General features: G+C 54.6%; 19 protein-coding genes and 3 tRNA genes. 8 read left to right on the forward strand and 14 right to left on the reverse strand.

Going from position 1 to position 25974, the window contains the following annotated elements:
• Window positions 1–21: 21 nt before the first annotated feature.
• Window positions 22–2184 carry a tRNA(Met) cytidine acetyltransferase TmcA gene (locus tag QHL1GM_RS09370; RefSeq protein WP_254795281.1) on the reverse strand — a complete coding sequence of 721 codons (2163 nt, stop codon included), beginning with the start codon at window positions 2182–2184 and terminating at the stop codon, window positions 22–24.
• A 361-nt stretch (window positions 2185–2545) separates the two neighbouring features.
• Between QHL1GM_RS09370 and dctP the strand changes: the two genes are divergently transcribed.
• The 4 genes from dctP to QHL1GM_RS09390 all read left to right on the forward strand — a co-directional run bounded on the left by dctP (window position 2546) and on the right by QHL1GM_RS09390 (window position 7425).
• Window positions 2546–3649, forward strand: coding sequence for a TRAP transporter substrate-binding protein DctP (dctP, locus tag QHL1GM_RS09375; protein ID WP_071694239.1), 1104 nt, complete (start codon window positions 2546–2548; stop codon window positions 3647–3649).
• A 65-nt stretch (window positions 3650–3714) separates the two neighbouring features.
• The gene (locus QHL1GM_RS09380) at window positions 3715–4218 is read left to right on the forward strand and encodes a TRAP transporter small permease subunit (RefSeq protein ID WP_071694240.1); all 504 of its coding nucleotides are present in this window, start codon (window positions 3715–3717) and stop codon (window positions 4216–4218) included.
• Window positions 4215–5549 (forward strand): TRAP transporter large permease subunit, encoded by a 1335-nt coding sequence (locus QHL1GM_RS09385; RefSeq protein WP_071694241.1) that lies wholly within the window; start codon window positions 4215–4217, stop codon window positions 5547–5549. The genes QHL1GM_RS09380 and QHL1GM_RS09385 overlap by 4 nt, the downstream gene beginning before the upstream one ends.
• Before the next feature lie 196 nt (window positions 5550–5745).
• Entirely contained in the window at window positions 5746–7425 is a 1680-nt protein-coding gene (locus QHL1GM_RS09390) for an iron ABC transporter permease (RefSeq protein ID WP_071694242.1), read from the forward strand.
• Between the two features lie 13 nt (window positions 7426–7438).
• Here the strand turns inward: QHL1GM_RS09390 and QHL1GM_RS09395 are convergent, their stop codons facing one another.
• Window positions 7439–8557 carry an ABC transporter ATP-binding protein gene (locus tag QHL1GM_RS09395; RefSeq protein WP_071694243.1) on the reverse strand — a complete coding sequence of 373 codons (1119 nt, stop codon included), beginning with the start codon at window positions 8555–8557 and terminating at the stop codon, window positions 7439–7441.
• A gap of 257 nt (window positions 8558–8814) precedes the next feature.
• Here QHL1GM_RS09395 and QHL1GM_RS09400 point away from each other — a divergent pair, with 257 nt between their 5' ends.
• The gene (locus tag QHL1GM_RS09400) at window positions 8815–9840 is read left to right on the forward strand and encodes a Fe(3+) ABC transporter substrate-binding protein (protein ID WP_071694244.1); all 1026 of its coding nucleotides are present in this window, start codon (window positions 8815–8817) and stop codon (window positions 9838–9840) included.
• Between the two features lie 86 nt (window positions 9841–9926).
• On the opposite strand, the gene polA is transcribed toward QHL1GM_RS09400, so the two are convergent.
• Window positions 9927–12716, reverse strand: coding sequence for a DNA polymerase I (gene polA, locus QHL1GM_RS09405; RefSeq protein ID WP_071694245.1), 2790 nt, complete (start codon window positions 12714–12716; stop codon window positions 9927–9929).
• A 182-nt stretch (window positions 12717–12898) separates the two neighbouring features.
• Between polA and QHL1GM_RS09410 the strand changes: the two genes are divergently transcribed.
• The gene (locus QHL1GM_RS09410) at window positions 12899–13858 is read left to right on the forward strand and encodes a homoserine kinase (protein WP_071695959.1); all 960 of its coding nucleotides are present in this window, start codon (window positions 12899–12901) and stop codon (window positions 13856–13858) included.
• Window positions 13855–15771: a biosynthetic arginine decarboxylase gene (gene speA / locus QHL1GM_RS09415; RefSeq protein ID WP_071694246.1), complete on the forward strand. Its 1917-nt coding sequence runs from the start codon at window positions 13855–13857 to the stop codon at window positions 15769–15771. Before QHL1GM_RS09410 ends, speA begins: the two co-directional genes overlap by 4 nt.
• A 136-nt stretch (window positions 15772–15907) precedes the next feature.
• Here the strand turns inward: speA and QHL1GM_RS09420 are convergent, their stop codons facing one another.
• The 4 genes from QHL1GM_RS09420 to QHL1GM_RS09435 form a co-directional block, all read right to left on the reverse strand.
• Window positions 15908–16573, reverse strand: coding sequence for a fumarylacetoacetate hydrolase family protein (locus QHL1GM_RS09420; RefSeq protein WP_071694247.1), 666 nt, complete (start codon window positions 16571–16573; stop codon window positions 15908–15910).
• 117 nt (window positions 16574–16690) lie between these two features.
• Window positions 16691–17689 carry an ectoine hydroxylase gene (gene thpD / locus QHL1GM_RS09425; RefSeq protein ID WP_071694248.1) on the reverse strand — a complete coding sequence of 333 codons (999 nt, stop codon included), beginning with the start codon at window positions 17687–17689 and terminating at the stop codon, window positions 16691–16693.
• 265 nt (window positions 17690–17954) lie between these two features.
• Window positions 17955–18764 carry a Crp/Fnr family transcriptional regulator gene (locus tag QHL1GM_RS09430; protein WP_071694249.1) on the reverse strand — a complete coding sequence of 270 codons (810 nt, stop codon included), beginning with the start codon at window positions 18762–18764 and terminating at the stop codon, window positions 17955–17957.
• A gap of 427 nt (window positions 18765–19191) precedes the next feature.
• Window positions 19192–20016 (reverse strand): manganese catalase family protein, encoded by an 825-nt coding sequence (locus QHL1GM_RS09435; protein WP_071694250.1) that lies wholly within the window; start codon window positions 20014–20016, stop codon window positions 19192–19194.
• A gap of 307 nt (window positions 20017–20323) precedes the next feature.
• Here QHL1GM_RS09435 and QHL1GM_RS09440 point away from each other — a divergent pair, with 307 nt between their 5' ends.
• Window positions 20324–20782: an META domain-containing protein gene (locus tag QHL1GM_RS09440; RefSeq protein ID WP_175540369.1), complete on the forward strand. Its 459-nt coding sequence runs from the start codon at window positions 20324–20326 to the stop codon at window positions 20780–20782.
• Between the two features lie 226 nt (window positions 20783–21008).
• Here QHL1GM_RS09440 and QHL1GM_RS09445 read toward each other — a convergent pair.
• The 7 genes from QHL1GM_RS09445 to QHL1GM_RS09475 form a co-directional block, all read right to left on the reverse strand.
• Window positions 21009–21084, reverse strand: a tRNA-Thr gene (locus QHL1GM_RS09445).
• 72 nt (window positions 21085–21156) lie between these two features.
• Window positions 21157–21231 (reverse strand) — tRNA-Gln (locus QHL1GM_RS09450).
• A 6-nt stretch (window positions 21232–21237) separates the two neighbouring features.
• Window positions 21238–21313, reverse strand: a tRNA-Phe gene (locus QHL1GM_RS09455).
• A 214-nt stretch (window positions 21314–21527) separates the two neighbouring features.
• The gene (locus tag QHL1GM_RS09460; protein WP_035585612.1) at window positions 21528–21803 is read right to left on the reverse strand and encodes an oxidative damage protection protein; all 276 of its coding nucleotides are present in this window, start codon (window positions 21801–21803) and stop codon (window positions 21528–21530) included.
• Between the two features lie 59 nt (window positions 21804–21862).
• Entirely contained in the window at window positions 21863–22957 is a 1095-nt protein-coding gene (gene mutY / locus QHL1GM_RS09465) for an A/G-specific adenine glycosylase (RefSeq protein ID WP_071694252.1), read from the reverse strand.
• Between the two features lie 136 nt (window positions 22958–23093).
• Window positions 23094–25436 carry an AsmA family protein gene (locus tag QHL1GM_RS09470; protein ID WP_071694253.1) on the reverse strand — a complete coding sequence of 781 codons (2343 nt, stop codon included), beginning with the start codon at window positions 25434–25436 and terminating at the stop codon, window positions 23094–23096.
• The gene (locus QHL1GM_RS09475; protein ID WP_071694254.1) at window positions 25436–25918 is read right to left on the reverse strand and encodes an acetyl-CoA sensor PanZ family protein; all 483 of its coding nucleotides are present in this window, start codon (window positions 25916–25918) and stop codon (window positions 25436–25438) included. The genes QHL1GM_RS09470 and QHL1GM_RS09475 overlap by 1 nt, the downstream gene beginning before the upstream one ends.
• Window positions 25919–25974 lie beyond the last annotated feature (56 nt).

Consider the following 25974-nt stretch of genomic DNA (forward strand, 5'->3'; position numbering starts at 1 on the left):
TCTTCGTTATCGGTAACCGATCTACTTTACCTCAATGAGGCTATTGACAGCGAGGCGTAGGGTTTTCATGGCTTCATTGTGGGCATTCGCCAGGGCAATATTTTGAAATGCCCAGGCAGATAACTGTTGATGCGCCTGCTGTTGCAGCCCAGATAAAGTGTGGTGGCTGGCTACGCGGGCCAAAGCTTGCAGAGCCGGGCGGGCAAGAGCGGGGTCGCGATGGGCGGTCGCCACATCCTCGATATCCTGCCCTTCGCGGACGCTTAGCGTAATACTCGGCATTTGACCGAGCAGCAGTACGAGCACCGCGGCGGGCAGCGCCTTCAGCTCAAAGGCTAGCAGGCCAGGGAGTGCTGCCTGGAAGCGCTCACTGAGTTCAGCAAGCACCGCCTCGCCTTCTGAATTCAGCGCTTTGGCCACCATAACAGCGAACTCACCGGTGGATGTCTCTCGGGTAATCCCTAAACGTACCGGCGTAAAACCCAGCGCCAGCCAAAAGCAGAGCAGTGACGCCTCGGCGCCGAAGGTCGCGCCATAGAGCACAGCCCCCTGCTGCTTGGCGGCAACCATATCCTCTTGCAGTAGCGTTTGCGCCAATCCTTGGCGACGCCGCTCGGGGTGAGTCGCGATACGCACCACCCTCCGCCAGCGGGCGGTCAGTGCCGCGCGGCTACCAGCGTGGGTCGCCAGCGACTGCGCCAACAGATGCCCCTGGGGGCGACGCTCACCGCGGGCAACCTGGTCGGCAAGAGTGGTCTCAAAGCCGCCCTCTTCACGGGTGATCAACACCGCTTGAGGCTCGCCCGCCTGCTCAATCATGCGGAGCTGGGTACCGGGGCCGTCAAGCAGTTGGCGCAAATCGCTAGGAGAAGTGCGGTAGTGAGATTGCACCAGCAGGCCAAACAGCTTCTCCAACACAGCCTCTTGCTGGGCAAGCCAGGCACGATCAAGCACCTTGGTTGCCACTGCGCTGCCATGCGGCTGGGCAATTGGTAGCGGTGCTTTTAACAACAACAGCTGATTGGTCATAGCTTCCAAGGGGTCGCCACTACGCCAGCGGATGGGCGCGTTAAGCGTTAGCGCTTTCCACTGGGGCGTGATCCGATCAAGGGTCGCTCGAAAGCGTAGCGCAAACCCTCTGCCGGACCCCTCATAGCCGTGCACCGTGGTGGCGAAAGCAATACGCGGAAAGGCGGCGAGCCACTGGCCCAGCAGCGCAGCGGGGATCGCCGCCGCCTCATCGACCATTAAATAGCTGCCATCACCGCCCTGCTGCCCAGTATTGATCTGTTCGGTTAAGCAATCCGGGGGCAAAAAAACCAGCTCGCTGCCCTGGGCCAGTACAAACTGGCCAGGGGCGACCCGTCGGCCCTCCGGGCATAGTGCCGCTACCCGCTCGAACACGCTCTCCACCGCACTCAGCCGCGGCGCGGTGAGCACTACCCGCTGAGCTTTGTTCGCTAGCAGCCGTGCGCAGGCAATACCCAGCGCGGCGCTTTTGCCGCGCCCTCGATCGGCGGTTATTACCAGCGGGCGACGTCGCTTTAAGCCAACCAGTTGTTTCACCGCGTAGGCTTGATCTGAGGTCAGGCAGTCGCTGTCCCCACTCCCGGTATCGTCTACCTTACGCAAAGGCAGGCGAGGCAAATGCAGCGTCTGGTCAGTGCGCCAGCGCACTACGTCAGGTGACACATGCAACTGACGCGCTAAGCGCGCCAAAAAGTGGCAGTTCAGATCTGACCAGTGCCAGGGGTGGTCAGCACAACGAGCGTAATCGGGATCCGGCGTCTCTCCCCACGGCTGTGGGGTGAGCAGAACCAGTAAGCCACCGGCGGTGATCGTTCCCGCCAGCGCCCCGAACGCTTCGGGATCAAACCCAGTACCGTGGGTATCGAGCACTACCAGCTGGTGTTCTGCGCCCAGACGTGTGCGCGCTTTGCGTGGCGAGAGATACTCCTCTCCCACCCACAGCGGTGCCTGCCAAGGGTGGGCTTGCCATAAAGCCTGCGCGAGGGTTTGGCAATGCTGGGCATCGCCGCTTAGCCATACTAGCTGGCGCCAACGGCGGCGGGCTAAACGCTGTGCATGATGGACTAACGCTGCCACCCTCCGCGTTTGCTGTTTATTCTCTAGCACATGGGTATTTAGCAAATGATTTCCTACTCCAACGCGACTGATTCCCATCACGTTACCCTTTTAAGCGTGTAAGTGTGCTGCTGAGCGCCTTATGGAGAGCTTTCTGCTTACAACTTTGGTTGAACAATTTAACTCCTTTCAACGTTTCCAATCTCCTTAGCCACTTATCTTGATGCCTAAATAAAACTATAAATATCTGTTTTAAATGAATTTAAAAAGATTTCTTATAAAAAACCCTGACTGAAAACTCTTACATTACTGATATTGCACCGCAGCGGGGTTGATGTGCTAATTTAGCTCTGAAGCGTTGATATCCTTGTTTACGTAAACGTAACCTAACAGCGCTGCACTTTCCTGACTTCAGGTAACCAACACTAATAACGCCACACGCCAAACCAGGAAATACATCATGAAAAAAATGACCAAATTCGCCCTCACCGGCCTGGCTGCCGGTATTGCCTTCGCTACCTTAACGACCACCGCACAAGCACAAGAAGAGTGGACAATGACCACTACCTGGCCGGAAAACCTTGATCTAATCAAGATTGACCAGCACTGGGTGGAACTGGTCAATAAACTGGCGGGCGAAGAGCTACAAATCAATTTCCGCGCAGGCGGCACGCTCATGCCCGGTACTGAAGTATTTGACGCCACTGAAACGGGCAGCATTGAAGCCGCAGGCGACTGGCCGGGCTATTGGGCAGGCTTGAACCCCGCCTTCTCGCCATTGGCGACCACCACAAGTCTGTTTAATGGCGTTGACTACCTCAACTGGATTCAGCAGTGGGGCGGCCGCGAGCTGTACGAAGAGATCTATGGCCAGTTCAACATGGTCTATCTCCCCTACGGCATTACCAACAATGAGTCGGGCTTTATGGGCCGTACCCCGATTGAGAGCATTGCCGACCTAGAAGGCAAGCGTCTGCGTCTTTCGGGTCGCGACCAGGGCCGCGTGCTTGAAGAGCTGGGCGGCTCCCAGGTCACCCTGGCGGGCGGTGAAGTCTACCAAGCCATTGAGCGCGGCGTTATCGATGCAGGTGAGTTCTCTACCCCTGGGGTCGACTTTAATGCCGGTTTTGCCGAAGTGGCCGACTACTGGGCAACGCCCGGCTGGCACCAGTCGGCCAGCGTATTCGGGGTCATGATCAATAAAGATGCCTGGGACGCCCTCTCAGAAGAGACCCAAGAGACCCTGCGCATCGCGGCGGACGCCACCATGGCATGGTCGTTAGCTTGGTCTGAACGCCAGTCCACCGAAGCCACGCAGAAGTTCATTGACGCAGGTGTCACGATCAACCAATTCTCTGAAGAGGACTTGGCGCGCATTCAGGAAGTTACCAACGACGTGATTCTACGCGGTGCTTGCGAAGACCCCGACCACGCCAAGGTCTACCAATCAATGATTGCCTACCTTGAGCACTACGCGACTTGGCGCGATGTTTCCGCACCTTACAACATGAGCCGCGTGATGGATAACCTGCCCTCACTGGAAGAGATCGAAGCCTGCCTGTAAGGCGCTTCTGTGCCGCCTCGGTTTTTACCGGGGCGGTTTTTTTGTGCTGACCGCGGAGACCTTCCATGAATGCGATTGCCAAGGCGATCGATGCCATCAATGAAACCTTAGGGCGAATCATCGCCCCATTGATTGCCATCATCACCCTGATTGTTCTTTACGACATTGCGTCACGCTTTCTGTTTGGGCGCCCTAGTGACTGGGCCTTTGATGTGACCAAGATGCTGTTTGGCGCCCACTTCATGCTGATGGCGGCCTATGGGCTCAAGCACCACGCCCACGTGGAAGTTGACGTGCTAAAGCGCTTGCTATCGCGCAGGAAGCAAGCCGCGCTTGAAGTGCTCGGCTACCTAATTTTCTTTGTCCCCTTTATCTGGATGCTGATCACCCTGGGCTGGAGTTTCTTTGAACGCGCGTGGAGCCGCGGTGAAACCACGTACGGCATGGTCTCAATCCCGGTCTATCCGATTAAAGGGGTGATTGTGGTCGCCTCCATACTGATTCTGCTGCAGGCAGTTGCCATTGTGCTGCGTGCCATCATGCAGCTTCGCGAGGAGAGATCAGCATGAATCTAAGTCCTGAAATGCTCACGCTGGTGATGTTTGGCGGCCTGATGGTGGGGCTGTTTATGGGTCACCCACTGGCGTTTGTGCTCGGCGGCGTAGCGGTTATCGGTGCCTTTCTTGGCCCCGGCGAGCGCATCCTCGGCACCCTGATCAACAATATTTTCGGTAATGCCATGGACAACTATGTCCTGGTGGCGATACCGCTGTTCATTTTGATGGCACGGTTCTTAAACGACTCCGGTGTTACCGAGAAGATGTTTGATGCCATGCGGCTGTTGCTGGCGAACCTGCGCGGCGGCTTGGCACTTACCGTGGTCATCGTTTCGGTGCTGCTAGCGGCCACCACCGGCATTGTGGGCGCCTCGATTGCGGTCATGGGCATGATTGCCCTGGTACCGATGCTCAAGTACGGCTACAACAAAGAGCTTAGCGCCGGGGTTATTATGGCGAGCGGGTGTTTGGGCATCTTGATTCCGCCCAGCATCATGCTAATCCTCATGGCCAGCTACTCGCCGGTTTCCGTAGGCGCACTGTTTGCGGGCGCGCTGATTCCTGGCCTGCTGCTTGGTGTCATGTATGCGCTCTACGTACTGATCATCTGCTACATTAAACCCAGCTACGGCCCTAAAGTGCCTGCTGAAGAGCGCGCCGAAGTCAGTACTAAACAACTGCTTATCATGCTGGCAAAGTACGTGCTTCCACCTATGTCATTGATTTTGGGCGTACTGGGTGCACTATTTACCGGTGTCGCCACGGCTACCGAAGCCTCGGCCATCGGCGTATTTATCGCCTTTATTCTGTTTATGATTTTTGGTGATCGCAAAATCAGTACCTGCTTCTGGACGATGATAGAAGCGGGTAAAACCACCACCATGGTCATGCTCGTATTGGTGGGGGCTACTGCGTTCACCGGCGTATTCTCACGCGGTGGCGGTATGACCGTGATCAGCGAGCTGGTGCTGGCCATGCCCGGCGGCACCATTGGGGCGCTAATCCTGATGCTGTTCCTGGTATTTATTCTGGGCATGTTCCTGGATTGGACCGGCATTGTTCTGCTGAGCTTCCCCATCATGCTGCCCATCGTCGAAACCATGGGCGTGGATATGCTGTGGTTCGTGGTGATGGTGGCGGTGGTACTGCAGACATCGTTCCTGACCCCGCCCTTTGGCTATGCGCTGTTCTACTTGAAAGGCGTGGCACCGCCCGGGGTCGAAATCGTCCATCTTTACAAAGCAGTAGTACCCTTTGTGGCGTTGATTCTACTCGCCTGTACGCTGATGGCGTTCTTCCCCTGGCTGATTACCGGCTTACCTAGCATGCTGCTGGGTTACTAGGCCTTGCATCCAAAGCTTATCCTCCAACCATTATGGCCCGCTCCGGCGGGCTTTTTTGTATGAACGACGAGGCTGCAAAGCTGCAGTAGAACAGCGCTAATGCTACTATTCACGCCCGTCACTATTTCGCATTAAGTGTGCTGCGCTACTTTCCGGCTTTTCGCTACTGCTTTCCGTCAATGCAAGGAGTGTTCGCTTGTTCAGATCCGGCTATCGCGGGCTATTCGCCTTCTCCTCTTCGCTTAGCCGTCGCGCTACCCCCTGGTCGATTGCCCTGATCGCGGTAGCGTTCGTGGTTGCGCTGCCCGTGCTGGTGGTATTTGCCCATATCGCGATGCCCACCGATGGTGTTTGGCAACACTTGGCCAGCACCGTACTTGGTCGCTATTTGAACAACACCTTCTGGCTTGTCGTGACCGTAGGACTCGGCACGCTCATCATCGGCACCGGCACGGCTTGGCTAGTGGTTATGTGCCGATTTCCCGGCAAACGGCTATTCGAGTGGGCGTTGCTGCTGCCGCTGGCGGTACCTACCTACGTCATCGCCTACGCCTATACCGATTTTTTGCAGTTTGCCGGGCCGTTACAAAGCCTGATGCGCGAGACGTTTGGTTGGGGGTATGGCGACTACTACTTTCCCAACATTCGCTCCCTGGGTGGCGCCGCGACGGTGATTACCCTGGTGCTCTACCCCTATGTTTATCTACTGGCCCGCGCATCGTTTTTAGAACAGTCAGTCTGCGTGCTGGATGTAGGGCGCACCCTCGGCCGTGGCCCCTGGAAACTGTTTGCCAGCGTCGCCGTACCGCTTGCACGCCCGGCGCTGGTAGGCGGGGTATCGCTGGTATTAATGGAGACGCTTAACGAGTTTGGCGCCGTTCAGTTCTTCGGCGTTGATACCTTTACCACCGGTATCTACCGCACCTGGTTTGGCATGGGCGAGCAGGTGGCGGCGGCGCAGTTAGCGGCGTGCCTGCTCACCTTCGTGATTGTGTTAGTGCTGCTGGAACGCTGGTCGCGGGGCAAGCGTCGCTATTTCCATACCACCAATCGCTACCAGCAGTTGCCCGAGTACGCGCTGCACGGCTGGCGAGCCGCGGCAGCGACGCTGGCTTGTTTGGTCCCGGTGCTGGTGGGCTTTTTATTGCCCAGCGGCATTCTGCTCAATTTAGCGCTGCAGGGGGGCGATTCACTCTGGGGCTCGCGCTTTATTGGCTACGCCTGGAACAGCCTGGGGTTGGCAACAGTGGCCGCGTTGATCGCCGTGGGCTTGGCCGTTGTGCTGAGCTACGGCGTGCGCATGCACGATACGACGTTTGCGCGGGTGGCTTCCCGGGTCGCCTCCATGGGCTACGCGATTCCTGGCTCAGTGGTCGCGGTGGGTATTCTGATTCCGTTTGCCTGGTTGGATAACGCCCTCAACACCTGGCTGAATAATCACTATGGCTACATCATTGGCCTGGTCTTCAGTGGGTCGGCGTTTATCTTGCTATACGCCTATGTCGTGCGCTTTCTAGCCGTCTCATTCAATGCCGTTGAGGCGAGCTTAGGTAAAGTGACGCCAAGCATGGATGCCGCTTCGCGCACCCTGGGTCAAACAGCGGGGGGGACGCTGCGCCATATTCATACACCGATGATGCGTAGCAGCCTGTTAGCGGCGGGAATTTTAGTCTTCGTTGATGTGATGAAGGAGCTGCCCGCGACGATTATTCTGCGCCCCTTCAACTTCGACACCCTGGCCGTGAGGGCGCATAACCTAGCCTCTGATGAACGGCTGGCAGAGGCCTCCACATCGTCGCTGGCGATTGTGGTGGTGGGCATCCTGCCGGTCATTCTGCTTAGCATGGCCATGCGCCGTTCGCGTCCCGGCGCTTAGTCCTGATCAAACCCTAGGACGTAAGCGGGAAAACAAATACCTGTGAAAGGTCGAGGTGAATATCCACCGGCTGCCCCTCCGCGGGTAAAAACACCCCAGGTACGCGGGCGTGCAGGTGGGCCTCAAGATCGTTTTCACCATGGGCACATAGGTGCAGAAGGCTGGTGCGGCCCAGCAGTTTCGCCATTACCACATGGCTATGGCGATGCTCATCTGCAGGCAGATCACGCTCAACTATTCGCAGCGCCTCTGGGCGAATCATCACTTGAGCGTCGCTGCCTTCCGCTAGCCCACCGGCAGGCACCCGCCCAACTGGCGTGTTCACCGTGCCATTATGCACTTTGCCCTGCAGCTCATTAACGTCACCAAAAAAGGTCACGACAAAGGGGTCTTGAGGCGCGCAGTAAAGCTCTCGTGGCGTACCCGTTTGCACGATCCGCCCATCCCGCATCAGTGCGATGCGATCCGCCATAAACATGGCCTCTTCGGGATCATGGGTCACCAGCAGCGTCGCCGCGCCGACTTTTTTGAGCACGTGCAGCGTATCGTCGCGGATACGATCGCGCAGACGCGCATCCAGACTTGAGAACGGTTCATCCAAAAGCATTAAGCGCGGCGAAGGCGCCAGCGCACGCGCCAAGGCCACCCGCTGCTGCTGCCCCCCTGAGAGCATGTGCGGGTAAACATCGATATACGCGGCCATACCCAACTGCTCAAGCAGTTGGGCCGCCCGCTCCCGACGCTCGCGAGAAGCTAAATGCTTAAGCCCAAAGGTGACATTTTCCAAAACGGTTAAGTGGGGGAAAAGTGCCGAGTCTTGAAACGCCAGCCCGACATTGCGTTTTTCCGGCGGCACGTGGCGCTGGCCCTGTCCTGCAATATAGATATCGTCTAAGGACACACTGCCTTCTTGCAGCACTTCAAGGCCCGCAGCGATACGCAGTAGCGTTGTTTTGCCACAACCAGAGGGGCCCAAAAGGCAAACCACCTCGCCTGGAGCAACGCTTAAATCCACACCTTTTACAACCGTATGGCCATCGTAAGCATGGCGTACGTTGTGCAGGGTTAACGCCGATGAGCCAGGCGCTACCTCAGCAGCCCTTCTTGCAGTTACCTTTAGCGAAGCTGTCATAAATCACCGCTATGAATTAGCACTGTCTGATTAGTGGTGTCTGAATAGCACTTCCCAGGTGAGCAAACCGCACCTCTAAAAGCCTAAACGCGGATTGAGTACATTTGTAAGTTGTTTGCATTCTATTTTTTATTGGCCGGTTATGCACGTACCACCTTTTGGGTAGGCAATAACTCTTGACGCAAGGCATACGAAACGCTTCAATAACAATGTTAATAATGTAACGTATTATCATTCAACAAATAAGGATGTGCTTGATGAAAACCGTACGCTTTGTTGCTCCGATGGCAGCGATGATGGTGGGTGCTACGTTTGCCGGTCAGGTCGCGGCAGACGAGCTCAACCTTTACTCCGCGCGCCACTATGACTCTGACGAACGCCTCTACGATGCTTTCACCGAAGAGACAGGCATCGAAGTTAACATCCTTGAAGGTGACTCCGACCAGCTGATCGAGCGCATTCAGCGCGAAGGCGTGGCCAGCCCCGCAGACATCATGCTCACCGTCGATGCAGGCCGCCTATGGCGCGCAGAAGATGAAGGCATCTTCCAAAGCGTTGAGTCGGATGCTCTCAACGAGCTCCTGCCCGAATCCATGCGCCACCCTGAAGGCCTGTGGTTTGGCTTTAGCCAGCGCGCACGGGCAATTTATTACAACCGCGAAAACTTCGACCCTAGCCAGATTACCAGCTACGAAGACCTTGCCGACCCGCAGTTTGAAGGCAAGGTGTGCATTCGCTCTTCCAACAACATTTACAACCAGTCGCTGCTCGCCGCGATGATCGAGCACCACGGTAAAGAGGGAGCCGAAGAGTGGGCCCAGGGCGTGGTCAATAATATGGCGCGGGATCCGGAAGGTGGCGATACCGACCAGATTCTGGGCGCGGCCAGCGGCGAGTGTGACATCGCAGTGGCTAACCACTACTACTATGTGCGCCTGCTAAAATCCGACGACGATGCCGAACGTGAAGCGGCCCGCAAAGTGGGTATTATTTTCCCCAACCAGGATGACCGCGGTACCCACGTTAACGTTGGCGGTGCCGGTGTGGTAGAAGGTGCGCCTAACCGCGACAACGCCATCCGCTTCCTTGAATACCTCGCCTCAGACACTGCCCAGGAAATCTTTGCCTCTGGTAACAACGAGTTCCCGGTAGTTGAAGGCATCAAGAAAGACCCGGTACTCGAATCCTGGGGCAACTTCAAAACGGATGACGTAAACATCAGCGTACTGGGTGAAAACAACCCTGAAGCAATCCGCATTTTTGATCGCGTCGGCTGGCGTTAAGCCCTGCCCTAAACATCGCGTTTAACCCAACCCCGCAGCCACTGGCTGCGGGTTTTTTCGTTTAGGGCAATGATTACCCTGGGGCGTTAGTGGGCTTCATCCCAGTTGGCGCCACTTTCTGCCTCGACAATCAGCGGCACTTTTAGCTCCGCCGCGCCCTGCATGCGTTTTTGCACCTGCTCGATAAACGCTTCGACCTGCTTCTCGGCGACTTCAAACACCAGCTCATCGTGCACCTGCATCACCATCAGCGCGTCGAACTCGCCTTCCGCTAGCCACGCATCCACATCAATCATCGCCTGCTTGATGATATCGGCGGCGGTTCCCTGCATCGGCGCGTTTATCGCGGTGCGCTCAGCGCCTTGGCGGCGGTTACGGTTTTGCGACTGAATTTCCGGTAAGTAAAGACGCCGACCCAGGACGGTCTCGACAAAGCCATCCTCTGCGGCTTGGGTGCGAATACGGTCCATGTAGCGGGCAACGCCGGGGTAACGGTCAAAGTAGCGATCAATATAGGTTTGTGCCTGATTGCGATCAATGTGCAGCTGACGCGACAGCCCCCAGGCACTCATGCCGTAAATCAAACCGAAGTTGATCGCTTTGGCACTGCGACGCTGGTCGCCAGAAACCTTCTCAAGGGAGGTACCGAAGACTTCTGCCGCCGTGGCGGTGTGGATATCACGCCCTTCGGCAAAGGCTTCCAGCAGCCCTTTATCTTCGGAAAGATGCGCCATAATTCGCAGCTCGATCTGCGAATAGTCGGCGGCGACAATGCGGTAGCCAGGGCGGGCAATAAATGCCTGACGAATTTTGCGCCCCTCTTCGGTACGAATGGGGATGTTCTGTAAGTTTGGGTCCGACGACGACAGCCGCCCGGTGGCGGTGACCGCCTGGTGGTAGCTGGTGTGTACCCGGCCAGTGGCTTTATTGAGCAGCCGTGGCAGTTTATCGGTATAGGTGGACTTCAGCTTGGCCAGCCCCCGGTGCTGCATAATCACCTTGGGCAGCGGGTAGTCCAGCGCCAGCTCTTCCAGCACGCCTTCGGCGGTAGAGGGTGCGCCTTTAGGGGTTTTCTTGAGCACCGGGATTTTCTGCTCTTCAAACAGAATCTGCCCTAGCTGCTTGGGTGAGCCGAGATTAAATTCGCGCCCGGCCAGTTCAAACGCCTCGCGCTCTAATTCACCAATCCGCTGCTCTAGCTGCTGGCTCTGTTTGTGCAGTAGTTCGGCATCTACCGCGACCCCGTTGCGCTCAATGCGCGAGAGCACTTTGATCAGTGGCAGCTCGATATGATCCAGCACTTCCGCTAGGCGCCCTTCGTTTTCGACCTGGGGGCGAAGCGTTTGCTGCAGCCGCAGGGTGATATCAACATCTTCGCAGGCGTATGGCGCCGCTTGCTCCAGGGCAATCTGATTAAACGTAAGTTGCTTCGCACCCTTACCGGCAATCTCTTCAAATGAAATGGTTTTTTCGCCCAGATACTTGAGCGCTAGCGAATCCATATCATGCCGCGTGGCGGTAGAATTGAGCACATAGGACGCCAGCATGGTGTCAGCAAAAGGGCCTGCCACAGAAATCGCATAGTTGGCCAGCACCGAAATATCGTATTTAAGGTTTTGGCCAATCTTGGTTTTTTTCGGGTCTTCCAGCAGCGGCTTTAGCGCCGCCAGCACCGTTTTGCGGTCAAGCTGCTGTGGTGCATCCAAATAGTCATGAGCAAGCGGAATATAGGCCGCCTCCCCCGCCTCCAGCGCCAAGCCAACGCCGACTATTTCCGCATCCATACAGTTGAGGCTGGTGGTTTCCAAATCAAAGCAGAAGCGCTCGGCACTGTGCAGCCGCTCCAGCCAGCGCTCGAAGTCTGCCTGTTCGAGGATGACCTGATCTTCACGAACAGACACTGGCCCAGAAGCACTCGATTCCTCAGACTCGTTTACTGCTTCCTCAGCACTAGTGGGCGCGGGCTCGCCACCTTTAACGTTATCCACGCCTTCGTCTTTGTCTTCCAGCAGCTCACCCAGCCACTGGCGGAACTCCATCTCTTTGTACAAGGTAACAAGCGCTTCGCGATCTGGATGAGCGATATCCAAATCATCCAAGCCCACCGGCAGATCGCAATCGACTTTGATGGTGGCCAACTGATAGGAGAGAAACGCCTGATCGCGGTGCTCTTCAAGCTTCTTGGACAGGGTTTTCGCGCCGCGGAAAGTGAGCGTTTTTACTCGCTCTAAATCGCCATAAATGGCCTCCAGCCCGCCGCCCATACCTTGCAGCAGGCCAATGGCGGTTTTTTCACCCACGCCGGGCACGCCGGGAATGTTATCGACCTTGTCGCCCATTAGAGCGAGAAAATCGATAATCAGCGCAGGTGGCAGGCCGAATTTTTCTTCCACGCCCGCCTCGTCCAGGGTTTCATCCTTCATGGTGTTGACCAGCGTGATATGAGCATTGACCAGCTGCGCCATATCTTTATCGCCGGTGGAGATCACCGCGTCGCGCCCCGCCTGGGTAGCATGATGCGCCAGCGTGCCAATCACATCGTCCGCCTCGACGCCTTCAATACACAGCAGCGGGAGGCCCAGCGCCTTCACGCAGGCGTGCAGCGGCGCGATCTGGCTGCGCAGATCATCAGGCATCGGCGGGCGGTGCGCTTTATAGTCGCTGTACATCTCATCGCGGAACGTTTTGCCCGGCGCATCAAACACCACGGCCATGGGGCTTTCAGGGTAATCCTTGATCAGCCGCTTGAGCATGTTCAACACGCCTTTCACCGCGCCCGTCGGCTGACCATTGGAGGTCGTCAGCGGCGGCAGCGCATGAAAGGCACGGTAAAGATAGGAAGAGCCATCGACGAGGACGATCGGAGCGCGAGCCATAACCAAGTTCCATTGTTAAATAAGATTGCTTAAAAAAATAACTGCTAATAAGAGTGAATCATATGATACGCGTTGCGCAGGCAGCCTGCAGAGCCAAACTCGACTCTCTTATCACGACAACGCTGCCAACTGAGCGACCAAGCCGCTACAATAATGGGCTTAGCAACCTGGGCGAGACTCTCATGGCTGTATTTACTCCGCTTAGCGACGCACAGGTCGCCGCGTTTTTAGAAAAATTTGATGTGGGCAGTTTTGTTTCTCTTCAGGGCGTCGCGAACGGCACCGAGAATTCAACATTTTTTGTGACCACTGACCGCCGCGAGCTGGTGTTAACCCTGTTCGAACAGGGTGAGCACGCAGAGCTGCCGTTCTTTGTTGAGCTGTTGGACTATTTAGACGAACACCGCCTGCCGGTGCCCGGCACGATTCACGACCGCGAAGGTATCGCGCTGCATAGTCTAGTGGGCAAACCGGCGCTGCTATTTCCGCGCCTGCCTGGCCGCCATCCGCAAGCGCCCAATTTAGCCCAGTGCCACGCCCTTGGCGACACTTTGGGCCGCCTGCACGTGGTATCGAAGCGCTTTCCCGGCCACCGCCCGAATCCACGGGACCTCAACTGGCTGCACGTGATGCACCACAAGGTGTTGAGCTACCTAAGCCCCGCCGATCAAACGCTGATGAAGGACGAAGTCGACGATTTCGAAAGCGCCTTCAGCCAGCACGATGAGTTGCCCCAGGGTGCCCTGCACGGTGATCTGTTTCGCGACAACACCCTGTTCGAGGGTGACCAGCTTGGCGGGATTATCGACTTTTATAATGGCTGCACCGGCGATCTACTGTTTGATCTGGCGATTGTGATCAATGACTGGGCCTCTAACGACGATGGCACGCTCAATGCCGAGCGCTATAGCGCGCTGTTGAGCGCCTACCAGGCGCGCCGACCGTTAACGGCGGATGAGCGGGAACTGTGGCCGACCATGCTGCGCATGACCGCGCTGCGCTACTGGCTGTCACGCCTGCTGGTGGTCTATGTTGATCCACCGGCCCACGATTTGACGCCCCACGACCCCGAACGTTTTCGAACCATATTAACTGCGCGCATTGCCCACGGTGCATTGCCGCTACCCGAGGTTTCTGCATGAGTGTGATGGCGACGACTAGCCCTGCCCTTCGCGCACGGCGCACCTGGAATATCGATCAATGGGGCAGCGGCTACTTCGACGTGGATGACCAGGGCCAAGCCCTGGTTCGGCCCCTCGGTAGTGATGCGGAAGGCCCAGCGCTACCGCTTAGCGGACTGGTTCGCCAACTTCAGAGTGCCGGGCTGCGTCTACCGGTGCTGGTGCGCTTTAGCGATATTCTCCACGATCGGGTTGAACAGCTGTGCGGCGCTTTTGATGCCGCCATGAGCGACTGCGACTACCAGGGCGGCTACACCGCTGTTTATCCGATTAAAGTGAACCAGCAACGTCGTGTCGTTGAAGAAATTCTGGCCACCGCCGAGCGCGGCAACGGCCGCGTGGGGCTGGAAGCGGGCAGCAAGCCGGAGCTGCTGGCAGTGCTGGCGCTTTCCGACGGCGGCTCTTCGTTGATTGTCTGTAATGGCTACAAAGACCGCGAGTATGTGCGCTTGGCACTGCTGGGTGAAAAACTCGGCCATAAGGTCTATTTGGTGGTCGAAAAACTCTCCGAGCTTCAGATGATTTTGGAAGAGGCTCGCGAACTAGACGTTACCCCGCGTATTGGCCTGCGCGCCCGCCTTGCCTCGGTGGGTAAAGGCAAGTGGCAGAATACCGGCGGCGAGAAGTCTAAGTTTGGTCTCACCGCCAGTCAGATTCTTGAGGTGGTAGAGACCCTTCGCCGTGAAGACGCGCTGGAAAGTCTGCAATTGGTACACTTCCACCTGGGCTCGCAGATCGCCAATATTCGCGATATTCAGCGCGGCCTGCGCGAGTGCGCACGCTTCTACCAGAACCTGATGCAACTGGGTGCGCCCATCGACACAGTGGACGTAGGCGGCGGCCTGGGCATCGACTACGAAGGCACTCGCTCGCGCAGTTTCTGTTCGGCCAACTACTCGATGCGTGAATACGCCCGTAACGTGGTCAGCGCCTTTGCCCAGCTGTGCCAAGAGGCAAACCTGCCGCAGCCTCATCTCATCAGCGAATCAGGTCGCGCGCTGACCGCCCACCACGCGGTACTGATCACCAACGTGATTGGCGAAGAGCGTATTGATCACACCCCGCCGGAACGACACGTCCAAGAGGATACTCAAGTTGAGTTACTGTGGCGTGTGTTTGAGCAACTCGCCACCGCCCAAGAGCCGCGCATGCTAGTAGAAGCGTGGCACGATCTGATTCAAGCGGTTAGCGAGCTGCAGGAACGTTTTGTGATGGGCTTGAGTGATATTACCGCCCGCGCTGAAGGCGAGCGGGTGTATATGGCCGCCTGCGCGCGGCTGCGCACCCAGCTGGATACCCGTAACCGTGCCCACCGTGAGATTTTGGACGAGTTAGCGGAGAAGCTAGCCGATAAGCTTTTCGTCAACTTCTCGCTGTTCCAATCGGTGCCTGACGTTTGGGGCATTGAGCAGATCTTCCCGGTGCTGCCCCTTAGCGGGCTGGATCAAGCGCCCACCCGGCGGGCGGTGATTCAGGACATCACCTGCGACTCCGACGGCCGCATCGACAGCTACGTCGACGGCCAGGGTGTAGAGAGTACTCTGCCACTGCCCGAGTGGGCATCCGACGACGAGCGCTGGTTAGGCTTCTTCCTGGTGGGCGCCTATCAGGAAATTCTTGGCGATCTGCACAACCTGTTCGGCGACACCGACTCCGTGGACGCTGCGCTTAATGCGGACGGCGAGTGGTCGCTATCGAACCCGCTGGCAGGGGACTCGGTGGCCCAAGTGCTTGCCTACGTCAACTTCAATGCCAATGTGCTCAAGCAAAAGCTCACCGACCAATTGGCGGCAAGCGGCTTTACTGCCGACGAGCAGGCACGCTTTGCAGCAAGCTTAAGCGAAGGGCTGGAAGGCTATACCTATCTTGAGTAACGAGGCTGAACGCTTGGCCTTGAAGAGAATGTTTTGGTAGCTCTAAACAAGAAACGCCACCCTGATTGCGGGGTGGCGTTTCTTCGTTATCCAGTGCTGTCATCCAACACTGTCCAGCCACCCTCTGCTCTTTACGCTACTCGACTACGCTGGTTTCGACTTCCAAACCACCGGTCAAGGTTAAGCGTAGCGATGAGCCACGCACTAACGCACCCACACCTGCTGGCGTTCCTGTCAAAATCACATCGCCCGGCTCTAAGGTAAAGTGGCGGCTCATTTCTGCCACCAGCGTAGGTACAGCAAAGATCATATCGGAACCTTCTCCGTGCTGAACCTCTTCACCGTTGATCTCAAGGGTAAATGCCAGCGCGTTCCAGTTGGGCACACGGCTTAACGGCAGAAATGACGAAAGTGGGCAAGCACCATCAAAAGCTTTGGCAATTTCCCAGGGGTGCCCCTTCTCTTTTAGCTTCATCTGTACATCACGAAGCGTTAAATCCATCGCCAAACCGATACCGGCAATCGCTCGCTCGGCTTCATCCAGGGTGGCGTGGGTTAAGGTTTCACCCACTAACAACGCAAGCTCAACTTCATAATGCACATCGCCGCGTGAAAATGGCGGATCCAACGGTTTGGTTAGATCCACAACGCTGGTCGCTGGTTTAATAAACAGCAGCGGCTCTGTGGGAACCGGATTATCTAACTCTTTCGCATGGTCGGCATAATTACGGCCGATGCAGACAACCTTGCCCAGCGGGTGGGGAAACTCCTGGCCATCGGTAAACTGTGGAACAAAACGCATGGCGGGTATTCTCCTTCTCATTATGCGTGCCGCATTCGCAACGACAGGCGCAACAGTTTACCCCACCTATACCAAGGTTCCACTCCCTTGGGCCATGAATTTGTTTCCCACTTCACCCTAGCGATATTGCTGCGCCGGTTGGTCGGGGCTATGAGCCAAGAAATCAGGCCGTTGTTTAGCCGCTGCGTAAGGTGCTTCGCAACGATTATCCTGGCGGTTAAATACAAAGAACACGTTGCTACGCGGGTCAGGCGAAAGGTTCGCATTCGAAGCATGCAGCGTATTGCAATCAAATAGCAGCAAACCGCCCGCCTTGCCTTTTGGAGCTTCAATACCGTGTTCAGCTACTAGCTCGGTAAGCGCCTCTGGGCTTGGTACACCCACCTCTTGCGCTTTCAGCGAGCTTTTATGGTTATCCTCCGGTGTTTCCCCCAGGCATGGCACAAACTTTTTGTGAGAACCAGGAATCAACATTAACGGGCCGTTGAACTCATGGTTGTCGGTCAGGATCAGCGATGCGCTTACCGCGTGCATCGCTGGCATGCCATCCTCCGCGTGCCATGTCTCAAAATCGGAATGCCAGTTAAAGCCCTTACCGGCAAACCCAGGCTTGTAGTTAATCCGCGACTGATGCACGTAAGGATCATCGCCAATGATTTGACGAGCAGCGCCCGCTACACGCTCATCGCTAGCCAGTTTGCCCAAGCGCTCCGAGAGGAAGTGCACTGCAAAAAGCGAACGGATTTCCTGGCTCTCTGGCTCAGTCACGCTGAAGTCTTTATTGAGATACTCATCATTGCTCATCAACGCCTTCATTTCCTGACGCAGCTCATCAAGCTCTGTGCCTTCAATGAGGTTGGGAATAAACAGAAATCCTTTGCGTTCAAACTCATCAAGCTGCGCTTGGCTTAACGGGCCGGAAAGTTGACGGCCTTTGACAACCGCATCTTGGCGCGGCAGCCAGGTTGTCTCTGGGGTAGCGCTTAAGCGCGAGGGATAGGTATCGTGTACCTCGGCGCGCTGAGCCTGAGTGCTGCGAACGTTAGGTGTATCGGCCATTTCGCTATATTGCTTATGGGCGGTTACAGAATTTAGCGGTGTGCTTTTGACTGTCATCTAATCCACTCCTTGTATGATTAGGTTTCAGATCGAACATATTGCACGTATAAATAATAGCGTACATATAAATAATAGAGCACGGTTCAAACGTCGTGCAGGGAGTAGCCTAGACCACTAAAATTTCCCCGCAAGGAATGATTAACCATTTGATAACGTAGGTTACGTGAAAAAAATTGAACGGTAACTATTATAACTTGGGTTAACTAAAACCTAACTTACTTATCAATCAGCCAATTTCTCACCCAAACATCTGCCTGAAAAACTAAACCTGTTTAAGATGTCCATAAATTAAGCTCTCATTAAAGCCTGTATATTCGGCCAACAGCTCTGGTTGTAGTAAATTAATTGAACTTCTGGTCTTGCGAATCATTTTCTTTTGTTCTAATGCGGTCATACACCGACTGACATGCACGCTAGTAATACCCAGCAACTCACCCACTATCTCTTGTTTAATCGGCAGTGAGAATTCATTCGAGTTAATCATTTTTTTGAAATTATATCTTGCATACACCTCAAGCAAAAAATGTGCAACTCGCTCTTCTGCCTTATGATGTGTACAGCTTCTTAACCTTTCGATGGTAATATTATCATTAACCATAATATAAGAAACTACTGCTCTTTTTATATCCGCATATTTTTCACATAAATCATGTAAACTAACAACCGAGATTCTATCAAGCTGACAGTCTTGCAATGCCAATATAGCCATATTATGGTTATCAAAAAAGCTTTCTCTAATACCGACGATATCGCCGGGCATATATACATTACATATACTTTTCCCTCTGCTTTTAACCGAATGACACAAGCTTACCCAGCCTTTCTTAACTACGAATATCTCCGGTCTTTCGTGGTACAAAGAATATAATTTTCGATTTTTCTTCAAGATTATGTTTTGAAGCTTAATATCTAATAACCGCTCCAACGCCTCAGACGGAAGATTACAATAACGACTTAAAATATTCCCCAAGGTTATAAACTGCAATAAATCAACTTTTACTTCAGATGCCTGGACGGAACGATCTTTCCTTTTCGGAATATCGCTTTCTATATCAGTCACATAATTTGTCATCTCTACATTCCTTGTAGCTATAAAAAAACCAAATATTTAACTATACATGTATAATAAAACCAGGGTTCACCACTCATATTAGAAGGGAATATAGTCAACATTTAGAAATACTACAAGATCAATCTTTTCACTCGCCTTAAAAGCGCCAAGAATTAACTCACTACTCTATAGGCAGTCACCCAGACCTTAAAACCCCCACTCTGCCAATAAGTTAGCATCACAAAAAAGCATTAGTCATAGCAATGACTCAATAAGAACAAATAAAAACCCTGGCAACAGACCAGGGCGAAAGATTTACTGTGTAAAATAAATTAAAAAAACATAAAACTTATTAGATCAATCGAACACCTCTTCTATTTTTAAAAATTATCACTCGGTTAGCGTGAAAAACAAGTCTTGAAGCAACGTTTTTAGATTTAATGACAACCTACATTTGCTCCTTCTGAGCACCCGAGTTTGGCGGAGCTTTACCTAATGTAGGCTCCTGACCTTCAGGTGAAGGTTGATCCATTACAGAATAATTGCTCTTTCCGTCAAGTGAGGGGCCTTCCGCCCAACGGCCTTTCGGCGCTTCTTTATCAAGCAAGGTATTCAAGTAATAGTAAGAGTGCTGCATTGCCTCATGATCTTCTGGGGTCGAATTCGGAATGGGAAGCTGCGCTTGCATGCCCCCCAGCTCTTCTATAACGGCCAACCATTGCTGTTGATGGTAGGTATCTCTGGCGATCAGAAACGACAAGAAATCCTTCATGCCATGATCGTCAGTCCAGTTATATAGGCGTGATGCCAGCACCCTGCCCCCCGCTTCAGCAGTCACGTTAGCGAGCATGTCGGCACCAATGTTACCGGTGGCATAGACATGGCTCATATCAAATGGAACACCATTCGCATTTACCGGCATCGCAGAAAGGCCAGAGGATAATAGGTGCCGTGGGTTGGCACCGCCCAATATGGCATTCATAACCGGATCTTTTGCGGTCTCTTCTTGGTATGAGAGCGGCGCTCCTTCAAGGTTAAGAGCTACCGCATGACCGAGCATTTCGATATGCGATAGCTCTTCCGTCGCGGTCGACATTAGCATATCGCGGATCCGGTCATCGCCTCGGGCGCCCATCGCTTGGAAGAAATACTGCATCGCAACGCGAATTTCACCTTCAATCCCACCTATCGCCTGCTGAAGCAGCATAGCAAACTGGGGGTTAGGCTTATCGACTTTTACCGGATACTGCAGTTTTGCGGAATGATGGAACATTTTAAATTCTCCTTAGTGAGCTATCAGAGAGTCCTTCCACTGGCAGATATCTCATGGGTCATCTTTAAGTTTATTAATGATTTAAAACCACTAAATTCATCGCACTTAGATAAATCACCATATAGATCGAACACTAATGAGCATAGCTGACGCCCCCCTTCTATCAAGCCAGAAGAGGCATAAAATAAAATATTTAACTTACATTAAAATAGTGAATAAGAATTTAATTTAAAAGCAATGCGGCAATTTACCGAAGAAAATTATAATGACGGCATGTCTGCCCATTAGATTATTAAGGAATAGAAAATTGAAACGGCTGCTAGCGATAAGTGTATTTATCGGGATTTTATTAATGACCTCCGGCTGCATCGTAGCTGCTACGGATTCCCATAAGTACACCACATCCCCGGATGAATCATTGATCAATACCTATTGGAAGCTGGTGATGCTTGATGGCGCACCGGTCGTCACTCATGAGGACTTTCGTGAAGCTCACTTGGTTCTTCATCAAGAGGCTTCCCGCTTAGCTGGTGCTACTGGCTGCAATACCTTGATGGGCAGCTACCGTGTGGAAAATGAGCAAATAGCGTTTGGTCAAATCGCCAGCACTAAAATGGCCTGCCCAACGACCCAAATGAAAACTGAGCGAGACTTTCTAACCGCACTCAAGCAGGTAACAGCATGGAGCGTGGATGGCGCGACGCTTGTACTGTCGGGGGATAATAATGAACTACTGGCGGCCTTCGAAGCTGTGCATCTTTATTAGTAATACGGCCAGGCAACGCTACCTTTAAAGTTATAAAGCTTCGCTGGTTATCTAACGGATATACAGGTGAAAGCAAGCTTCCTGAATAGCGCGTTATCAACAACCCTAAATAAATAGTGGATGTGGATAACGCCAATGCTGGATAGATACTCCAGATACGAAAAAGCCGCCCTTTCGGACGGCTTAATCTAATTCTCTAACGCTTAACTTTTAACCACTTCTGTAGTGGTGCCGACACCAGGAGTCGAACCCGGGACCTACTGATTACAAGTCAGTTGCTCTACCAACTGAGCTATGTCGGCGCTTCACGTTTTCTTGAGAACATGACTGCTTTGCTATTGGGCTTCGCAATCAACAAGAAATTTTGTTGGCAATGGCTGGGGTACCAGGATTCGAACCTGGGAATGCCGCTACCAAAAAGCGGTGCCTTACCACTTGGCGATACCCCAGCAGTGTGGTGGCCAGAGACGGAATCGAACCGCCGACACGGGGATTTTCAATCCCCTGCTCTACCAACTGAGCTATCTGGCCGCTGCCAACGGTGCGTATTAAACTAAAAACGCCGCTTTTCGTCAACACCTTTGTGAAACTTTCTTGCGATACCGATGCTTAGAGGTCTTTTTTCCTGCGCCATCGCTGGCTCGGCCTTCGATACACCCATACCTGGAACCACTGATTACAAGTCAGTTGCTCGACCAAACCACCCGCTACTAGAAAGAGCCTCCTCACTCTTTATGCCTGCTATTCATGCCTGCGTGGGCGGTACATAGCCTTCGGCTTGGTCGGTTTCCTGGTTATCCAGGAAGCGCTGCATCTGCTCCATTAGGTACGCGCGGGATTCGGGGTCGAGCATGTTAAGGTGCTTCTCATTGATCAAGCGGGTTTGCAGCGCCTGCCAGGCTTCCCAGGCGGGCTTGGAAACGGTGGCCTGAATCTCCTGACCCTGCTTACCCGGCAAAGGTGGGAATGGCAGTGCTTCCAACTCTTTTTGGTACTTGCGGCAAAAAACGGTATTGCTCATAACGTGCTCCTGGTTCTGCGACTTCATTCAATGATCTCATCCAATCTGCTAGCAAACGTTTAAGCGTGCCCTGCTGTTGGATTGAGGCTAAAGGGCGTTAACTGGCTGAGCAGCGCTTTAACGGGGGCAGCAAGGCCCAGCGCGGGTGGCTGGTTAACGTCGTACCATACGCCGCTTTCGCGAACACCGCCCAGCCTATCGCAGCTCACCGGCTGCGGGGTAATCTCTAAGCGAAAATGGCTGAAGGTGTGGTAAAAGCTGGGCGATGTAGTCTCCCGCTTAGGGTTAACGGCGTTGATTTCAAGCCAGTCGTTAAGCTCGCTGTGCTTCTCGAACTGCGGCAAACTCCATAACCCGCCCCACAGGCCGCTGGGGGGGCGCTTCTCCAGCCATATCCGCCCTTCCGGGTCACGCAGCATTAGCATGATCGTTTGTCGTGTGGGTAGCGCCTTTTTGGGTTTGGACTCTGGGTAGCGCTTTGGCTCGCCTTGAGCGTAGGCCAAACAGACATCGCTAAACGGGCAGCCCAGGCAGTCCGGTTTGCTGCGTTTACATAGCGTGGCGCCAAAATCCATCATCGCCTGGGTGTAATCCGCTAGGCGCTCTTCTGGTGTGTAGTACTCCGCCAGCGCCCATAGCTTTCGCTCCACGGTAGGCTTGCCCGGCCAGCCGGGCAGCGCATGCAGGCGAGTGAGCGAGCGTTTCACATTGCCATCTAAAATAGCGGCCCGCTGTCCCGTGCTTTGCGCAATGATAGCGCCAGCGGTGGATCGGCCAATACCGGGCAAAGCCACTAACGCGTCGATACTTTCCGTCGGCAGCTCGCCATTGTGCTCCGCCAACGCCACCTGGGCAGCTTTATGCAGGTTGCGCGCACGGGCATAGTAACCAAGACCCGTCCAGAGGTGCAGCACTTCATCCTGTGGCGCCTTGGCGAGGCTTTCCAGGGTAGGAAAGCGCGCCATAAAACGCTCAAAGTAGCCTATAACGGTGGTAACTTGGGTTTGCTGCAGCATGATTTCCGACACCCACACGCGGTAGGCGCTACGCGGTGACTGCCACGGCAAGTCGTGACGGCCGTAGCGGTCGAACCAGGCCAGTAAGCGCTGTTGGAATTCGCTTGCCGCCAGCCGCGGCGTGGGTATATCTGCCATGCACGCTCCTTAAACAGAAATGGGGATATGAAACAGAAATGGTGCTACAAAGGTGCCAATAAAAAAGCGCCGGCGTGAGGGCCGGCGCAGCACGTACTGTTTCGATTAATGCGTCACTTCACATCCTGCGCAATGCTCAGTTAAACAGGTTGCGTAGGCCATCGCGAAGTTCTTGAGCAGCGCCTTCGCCAAGGCGTTCATCTAGATCATCTAGAGAGTCGCCTAGACGCTCCTCCAGCTCTTCATTGACACGCTCCCCCGCTTCGTTGCGCAGCAGGTCAACCACAGCGGTCTGGAACATCTCACGGTCGAAGCGGCACCACTCGGTGCGTTCATCGCCAAGATTACCTTCACAGCGTACGGGCAGCGGCAGTTGCTCCAGGCGCGGATTAACTTCACAGGCCGCGTCGGCGGTATCGACCAAGCGAGCATTTGCACGGGTATCAAAGTTCAAGCTGGCGAGATTCAGTTCGCCTTCTCCACGCACATCGATGCCGGGCAGGGTGATCAGCAGGTCGTCACTCTCCACTAAGCCGTTACTGATTTGGAAGGTAGCATCAAAACGCTCAAAGCGAGTATCGGTGTGCCAATCCCGCAAAGTGCCCTGCCCCTCTAACTGGGCCACCAGTTCGCACATTTGCTTGGAAATGTTGGTATTTAAAATGGCGCCTTCGTTTAGGCGAGCATCAAGCGCGCCATTGAGATTGCCGATAAGTGCTTCACGGGTATTGCCCTGACTGGTGACATCCCCAGTTAAATTAAGGCGGCCGCGCAGTGGTGACGCCTCCTCTTTTTCGCTGATCGCTTCAATCAACGGTGCCATCTGAACGTTATTAATGGTCGGCGATAGCGCCCACTCAAGGATGGAATCCGTAGCATCAACCTGACCGGTAGCGCTGAGTTCACCCTCGTAAAAGCCTGACTCAAACGCCGTTAGCCGATGGACGCCGTCGTCGCCACGCAGCTGCAAGCGTGGGTTGTTGAAGGTCAGGCCCGCAAAAATAAGCGTATCGACACTCAGGTCGCCCTCTAGCGCCAGCTCACTGAGTAAAGATTGCGGCACTAATGTGTTGGTTTCCTGGGCAAAGGCTTTACGCAAAAAGCCCCGGCTAGCCTGTTTAGCGGTGGCTTCACCGGGTAGATAGCGATCAAGGTCTAGTTGATCACCGGCTAAATCGAACGCTAGGCGTGAGCCATCCAGCGCAGCGGTCAGGTCACCAGTAAAGGTGCTGTCGTCTACCACCAACGATAGGCTGGGCAAGGAGAGCTGCTCGGCATCACCTTCGATAGGGCTGGTCAGGGCGACATCGCTGAGCGCAGCCTCACCAGCTGTGGTGAGGGTAACGCCAGCGCGGGCAAGCCAGGGGCGCAGCGTAAAGGGGGCAGCGGTTAGCTGGCCACGATAGCTGGGGGGGGCATCGCGCAGTTGCTCAATGTTAAGGTGCCCACTCACTCTTAGGCCATCTGGTCCGGTAAGTTGCAAGTCTTTCAACTGCGCCGTTTGCGCCTGCCAATCGCCCTCCAGACCAAAGGCGAGCGTCAGCGCTAAGCTGCCCTGCCAGTTATCTGCATTTCGCAGACCCGTTTCAAGCACCCCCTCGTTAATAATGAGCTGCTGCTCGCTCAACCGGGCAACCAGTTCGGCAGCCTTTAAACTCAGTTGCTGTGGCTCGCTCTCTGCGCCGGTCGTCGTCCGGGTAATCAGCGCCATATCTTCCAGGGCGAAAAGCTCATCCGCCAAGCCAAGCCGCACGCGGGTTTCGAGATTGATCTCGCTGGTTAGATCTGGAGTACGCTCCAACACTTCGGCATCGAGCCGGTTATGCTTGGTCAGGGTGAACATGGCCTTCAGCGGAAAGGCGCGCAGCGGGTTGACGTTGCTACCCGAGATATTCAGTTGCTGCATACGCCAGAGTGCTTGGGTTTGCACATCGCGGAAGCGAATATCGGCATTTTTCACTTCAACGCTAGCAATACTTAACTTCACGGCTAAGTTACCGGCGTCTGCATTAGGTCCAGCACTGGCGGGCGCTAGCACCGTTTCAGCCGCCCCCTCATTATGCTCTGAGAGACGCTCTAACAAGGGCTCCCAATTACCCTCACCTTGCTCATCGCGTTCTAGGTTAAGGCGCATGCCGTCCAGAGTTAGGCCGTCAACGGCAATTTCCCCACGTAGTAACGGGCCGAATGCCACGCTCACTTCTGCGCGATCAATGGCGGCAAAAGCGGCGGTTTCTTCAGCCTGCTCGGGCAACCAGGCGCGGGCTTTCTCTACGCTAACGCCAATACGTGGGTAGAATGACCAGGTTATGGGGCCTTCGAGCGCCAAGTTCAGCCCAGTTTGCTCCTCCACAACGGCGGTTAAACGGGGCTTGAAGTCTTCTGGATCCAGGAAGGTGGTCACGTAGACCACGGCGGCGACCGCAACGATGGCGAGGATGCCAACTGCTGCCAGCACAATACGTAATAGCTGTTTCATTACCCTTTCCCTTGTGGGTCTAACTCAACAAAATCGCTGGTGGCGGGCATGCCCGCCACCGGAGTTTCCGGATTGGCCATTGGCCGGTAACCTAACTTGGAGAGCAGCACGCGGTCGGCCAGTGGTAGAGTGGACGTTGCGATGCGCAGGACGCGGTTTTCCTGCTTGGCTTGCTCACCAAGCAAAGCCATTAAGCGCGAACCGACGCCCCGTCGGCGTGTGGTTTTGCGCACGCAGAGCTCAGACAGCCACCAGGCTCGGTCTTCGCCTTCCTTAATGGCGACGGCCCCCAGCAATCGATCGTTAAAAAGTGCACAGGCAAAAAAGTGCTGACCTGCAAAATGTTGCTCAATAAATGGCTCAACCGTTGGGGTGGGCATACGCTCTTGGGGCGCGTCCTGGTAGATGCGCATTAGATCAAGGCGCACCTGCTCATCGGCTTCCCAACGGGCCTGGTCGACGTGGTGCAGTGTCACCGGCATGGTGAAATCCTCTTCGCCAAAGCAGCCTGGCTGCTATTTCTGCCGCAATTGATTGC

The sequence above is a fragment of the Halomonas sp. QHL1 genome (assembly GCF_001882345.1).
Taxonomy (GTDB): Bacteria; Pseudomonadota; Gammaproteobacteria; order Pseudomonadales; family Halomonadaceae; genus Vreelandella.

What these genes read in the sequence shown, in the direction of transcription:
- QHL1GM_RS09435 (WP_071694250.1), bottom strand. Translation starts at nt 20,016, where the DNA reads ATGTTCCATCATTCCGCAAAACTGCAGTATCCGGTAAAAGTCGATAAG.
- QHL1GM_RS09460 (WP_035585612.1), bottom strand. Translation starts at nt 21,803, where the DNA reads ATGAGCAATACCGTTTTTTGCCGCAAGTACCAAAAAGAGTTGGAAGCA.
- QHL1GM_RS09385 (WP_071694241.1), top strand. Translation starts at nt 4,215, where the DNA reads ATGAATCTAAGTCCTGAAATGCTCACGCTGGTGATGTTTGGCGGCCTG.
- QHL1GM_RS09395 (WP_071694243.1), bottom strand. Translation starts at nt 8,557, where the DNA reads ATGACAGCTTCGCTAAAGGTAACTGCAAGAAGGGCTGCTGAGGTAGCG.
- thpD (WP_071694248.1), bottom strand. Translation starts at nt 17,689, where the DNA reads ATGACAGTCAAAAGCACACCGCTAAATTCTGTAACCGCCCATAAGCAA.
- QHL1GM_RS09470 (WP_071694253.1), bottom strand. Translation starts at nt 25,436, where the DNA reads ATGAAACAGCTATTACGTATTGTGCTGGCAGCAGTTGGCATCCTCGCC.
- QHL1GM_RS09380 (WP_071694240.1), top strand. Translation starts at nt 3,715, where the DNA reads ATGAATGCGATTGCCAAGGCGATCGATGCCATCAATGAAACCTTAGGG.
- mutY (WP_071694252.1), bottom strand. Translation starts at nt 22,957, where the DNA reads ATGGCAGATATACCCACGCCGCGGCTGGCGGCAAGCGAATTCCAACAG.
- speA (WP_071694246.1), top strand. Translation starts at nt 13,855, where the DNA reads ATGAGTGTGATGGCGACGACTAGCCCTGCCCTTCGCGCACGGCGCACC.
- QHL1GM_RS09410 (WP_071695959.1), top strand. Translation starts at nt 12,899, where the DNA reads ATGGCTGTATTTACTCCGCTTAGCGACGCACAGGTCGCCGCGTTTTTA.
- QHL1GM_RS09400 (WP_071694244.1), top strand. Translation starts at nt 8,815, where the DNA reads ATGAAAACCGTACGCTTTGTTGCTCCGATGGCAGCGATGATGGTGGGT.
- dctP (WP_071694239.1), top strand. Translation starts at nt 2,546, where the DNA reads ATGAAAAAAATGACCAAATTCGCCCTCACCGGCCTGGCTGCCGGTATT.
- QHL1GM_RS09475 (WP_071694254.1), bottom strand. Translation starts at nt 25,918, where the DNA reads ATGCCGGTGACACTGCACCACGTCGACCAGGCCCGTTGGGAAGCCGAT.
- QHL1GM_RS09430 (WP_071694249.1), bottom strand. Translation starts at nt 18,764, where the DNA reads ATGACAAATTATGTGACTGATATAGAAAGCGATATTCCGAAAAGGAAA.
- QHL1GM_RS09420 (WP_071694247.1), bottom strand. Translation starts at nt 16,573, where the DNA reads ATGCGTTTTGTTCCACAGTTTACCGATGGCCAGGAGTTTCCCCACCCG.
- QHL1GM_RS09370 (WP_254795281.1), bottom strand. Translation starts at nt 2,184, where the DNA reads ATGGGAATCAGTCGCGTTGGAGTAGGAAATCATTTGCTAAATACCCAT.
- polA (WP_071694245.1), bottom strand. Translation starts at nt 12,716, where the DNA reads ATGGCTCGCGCTCCGATCGTCCTCGTCGATGGCTCTTCCTATCTTTAC.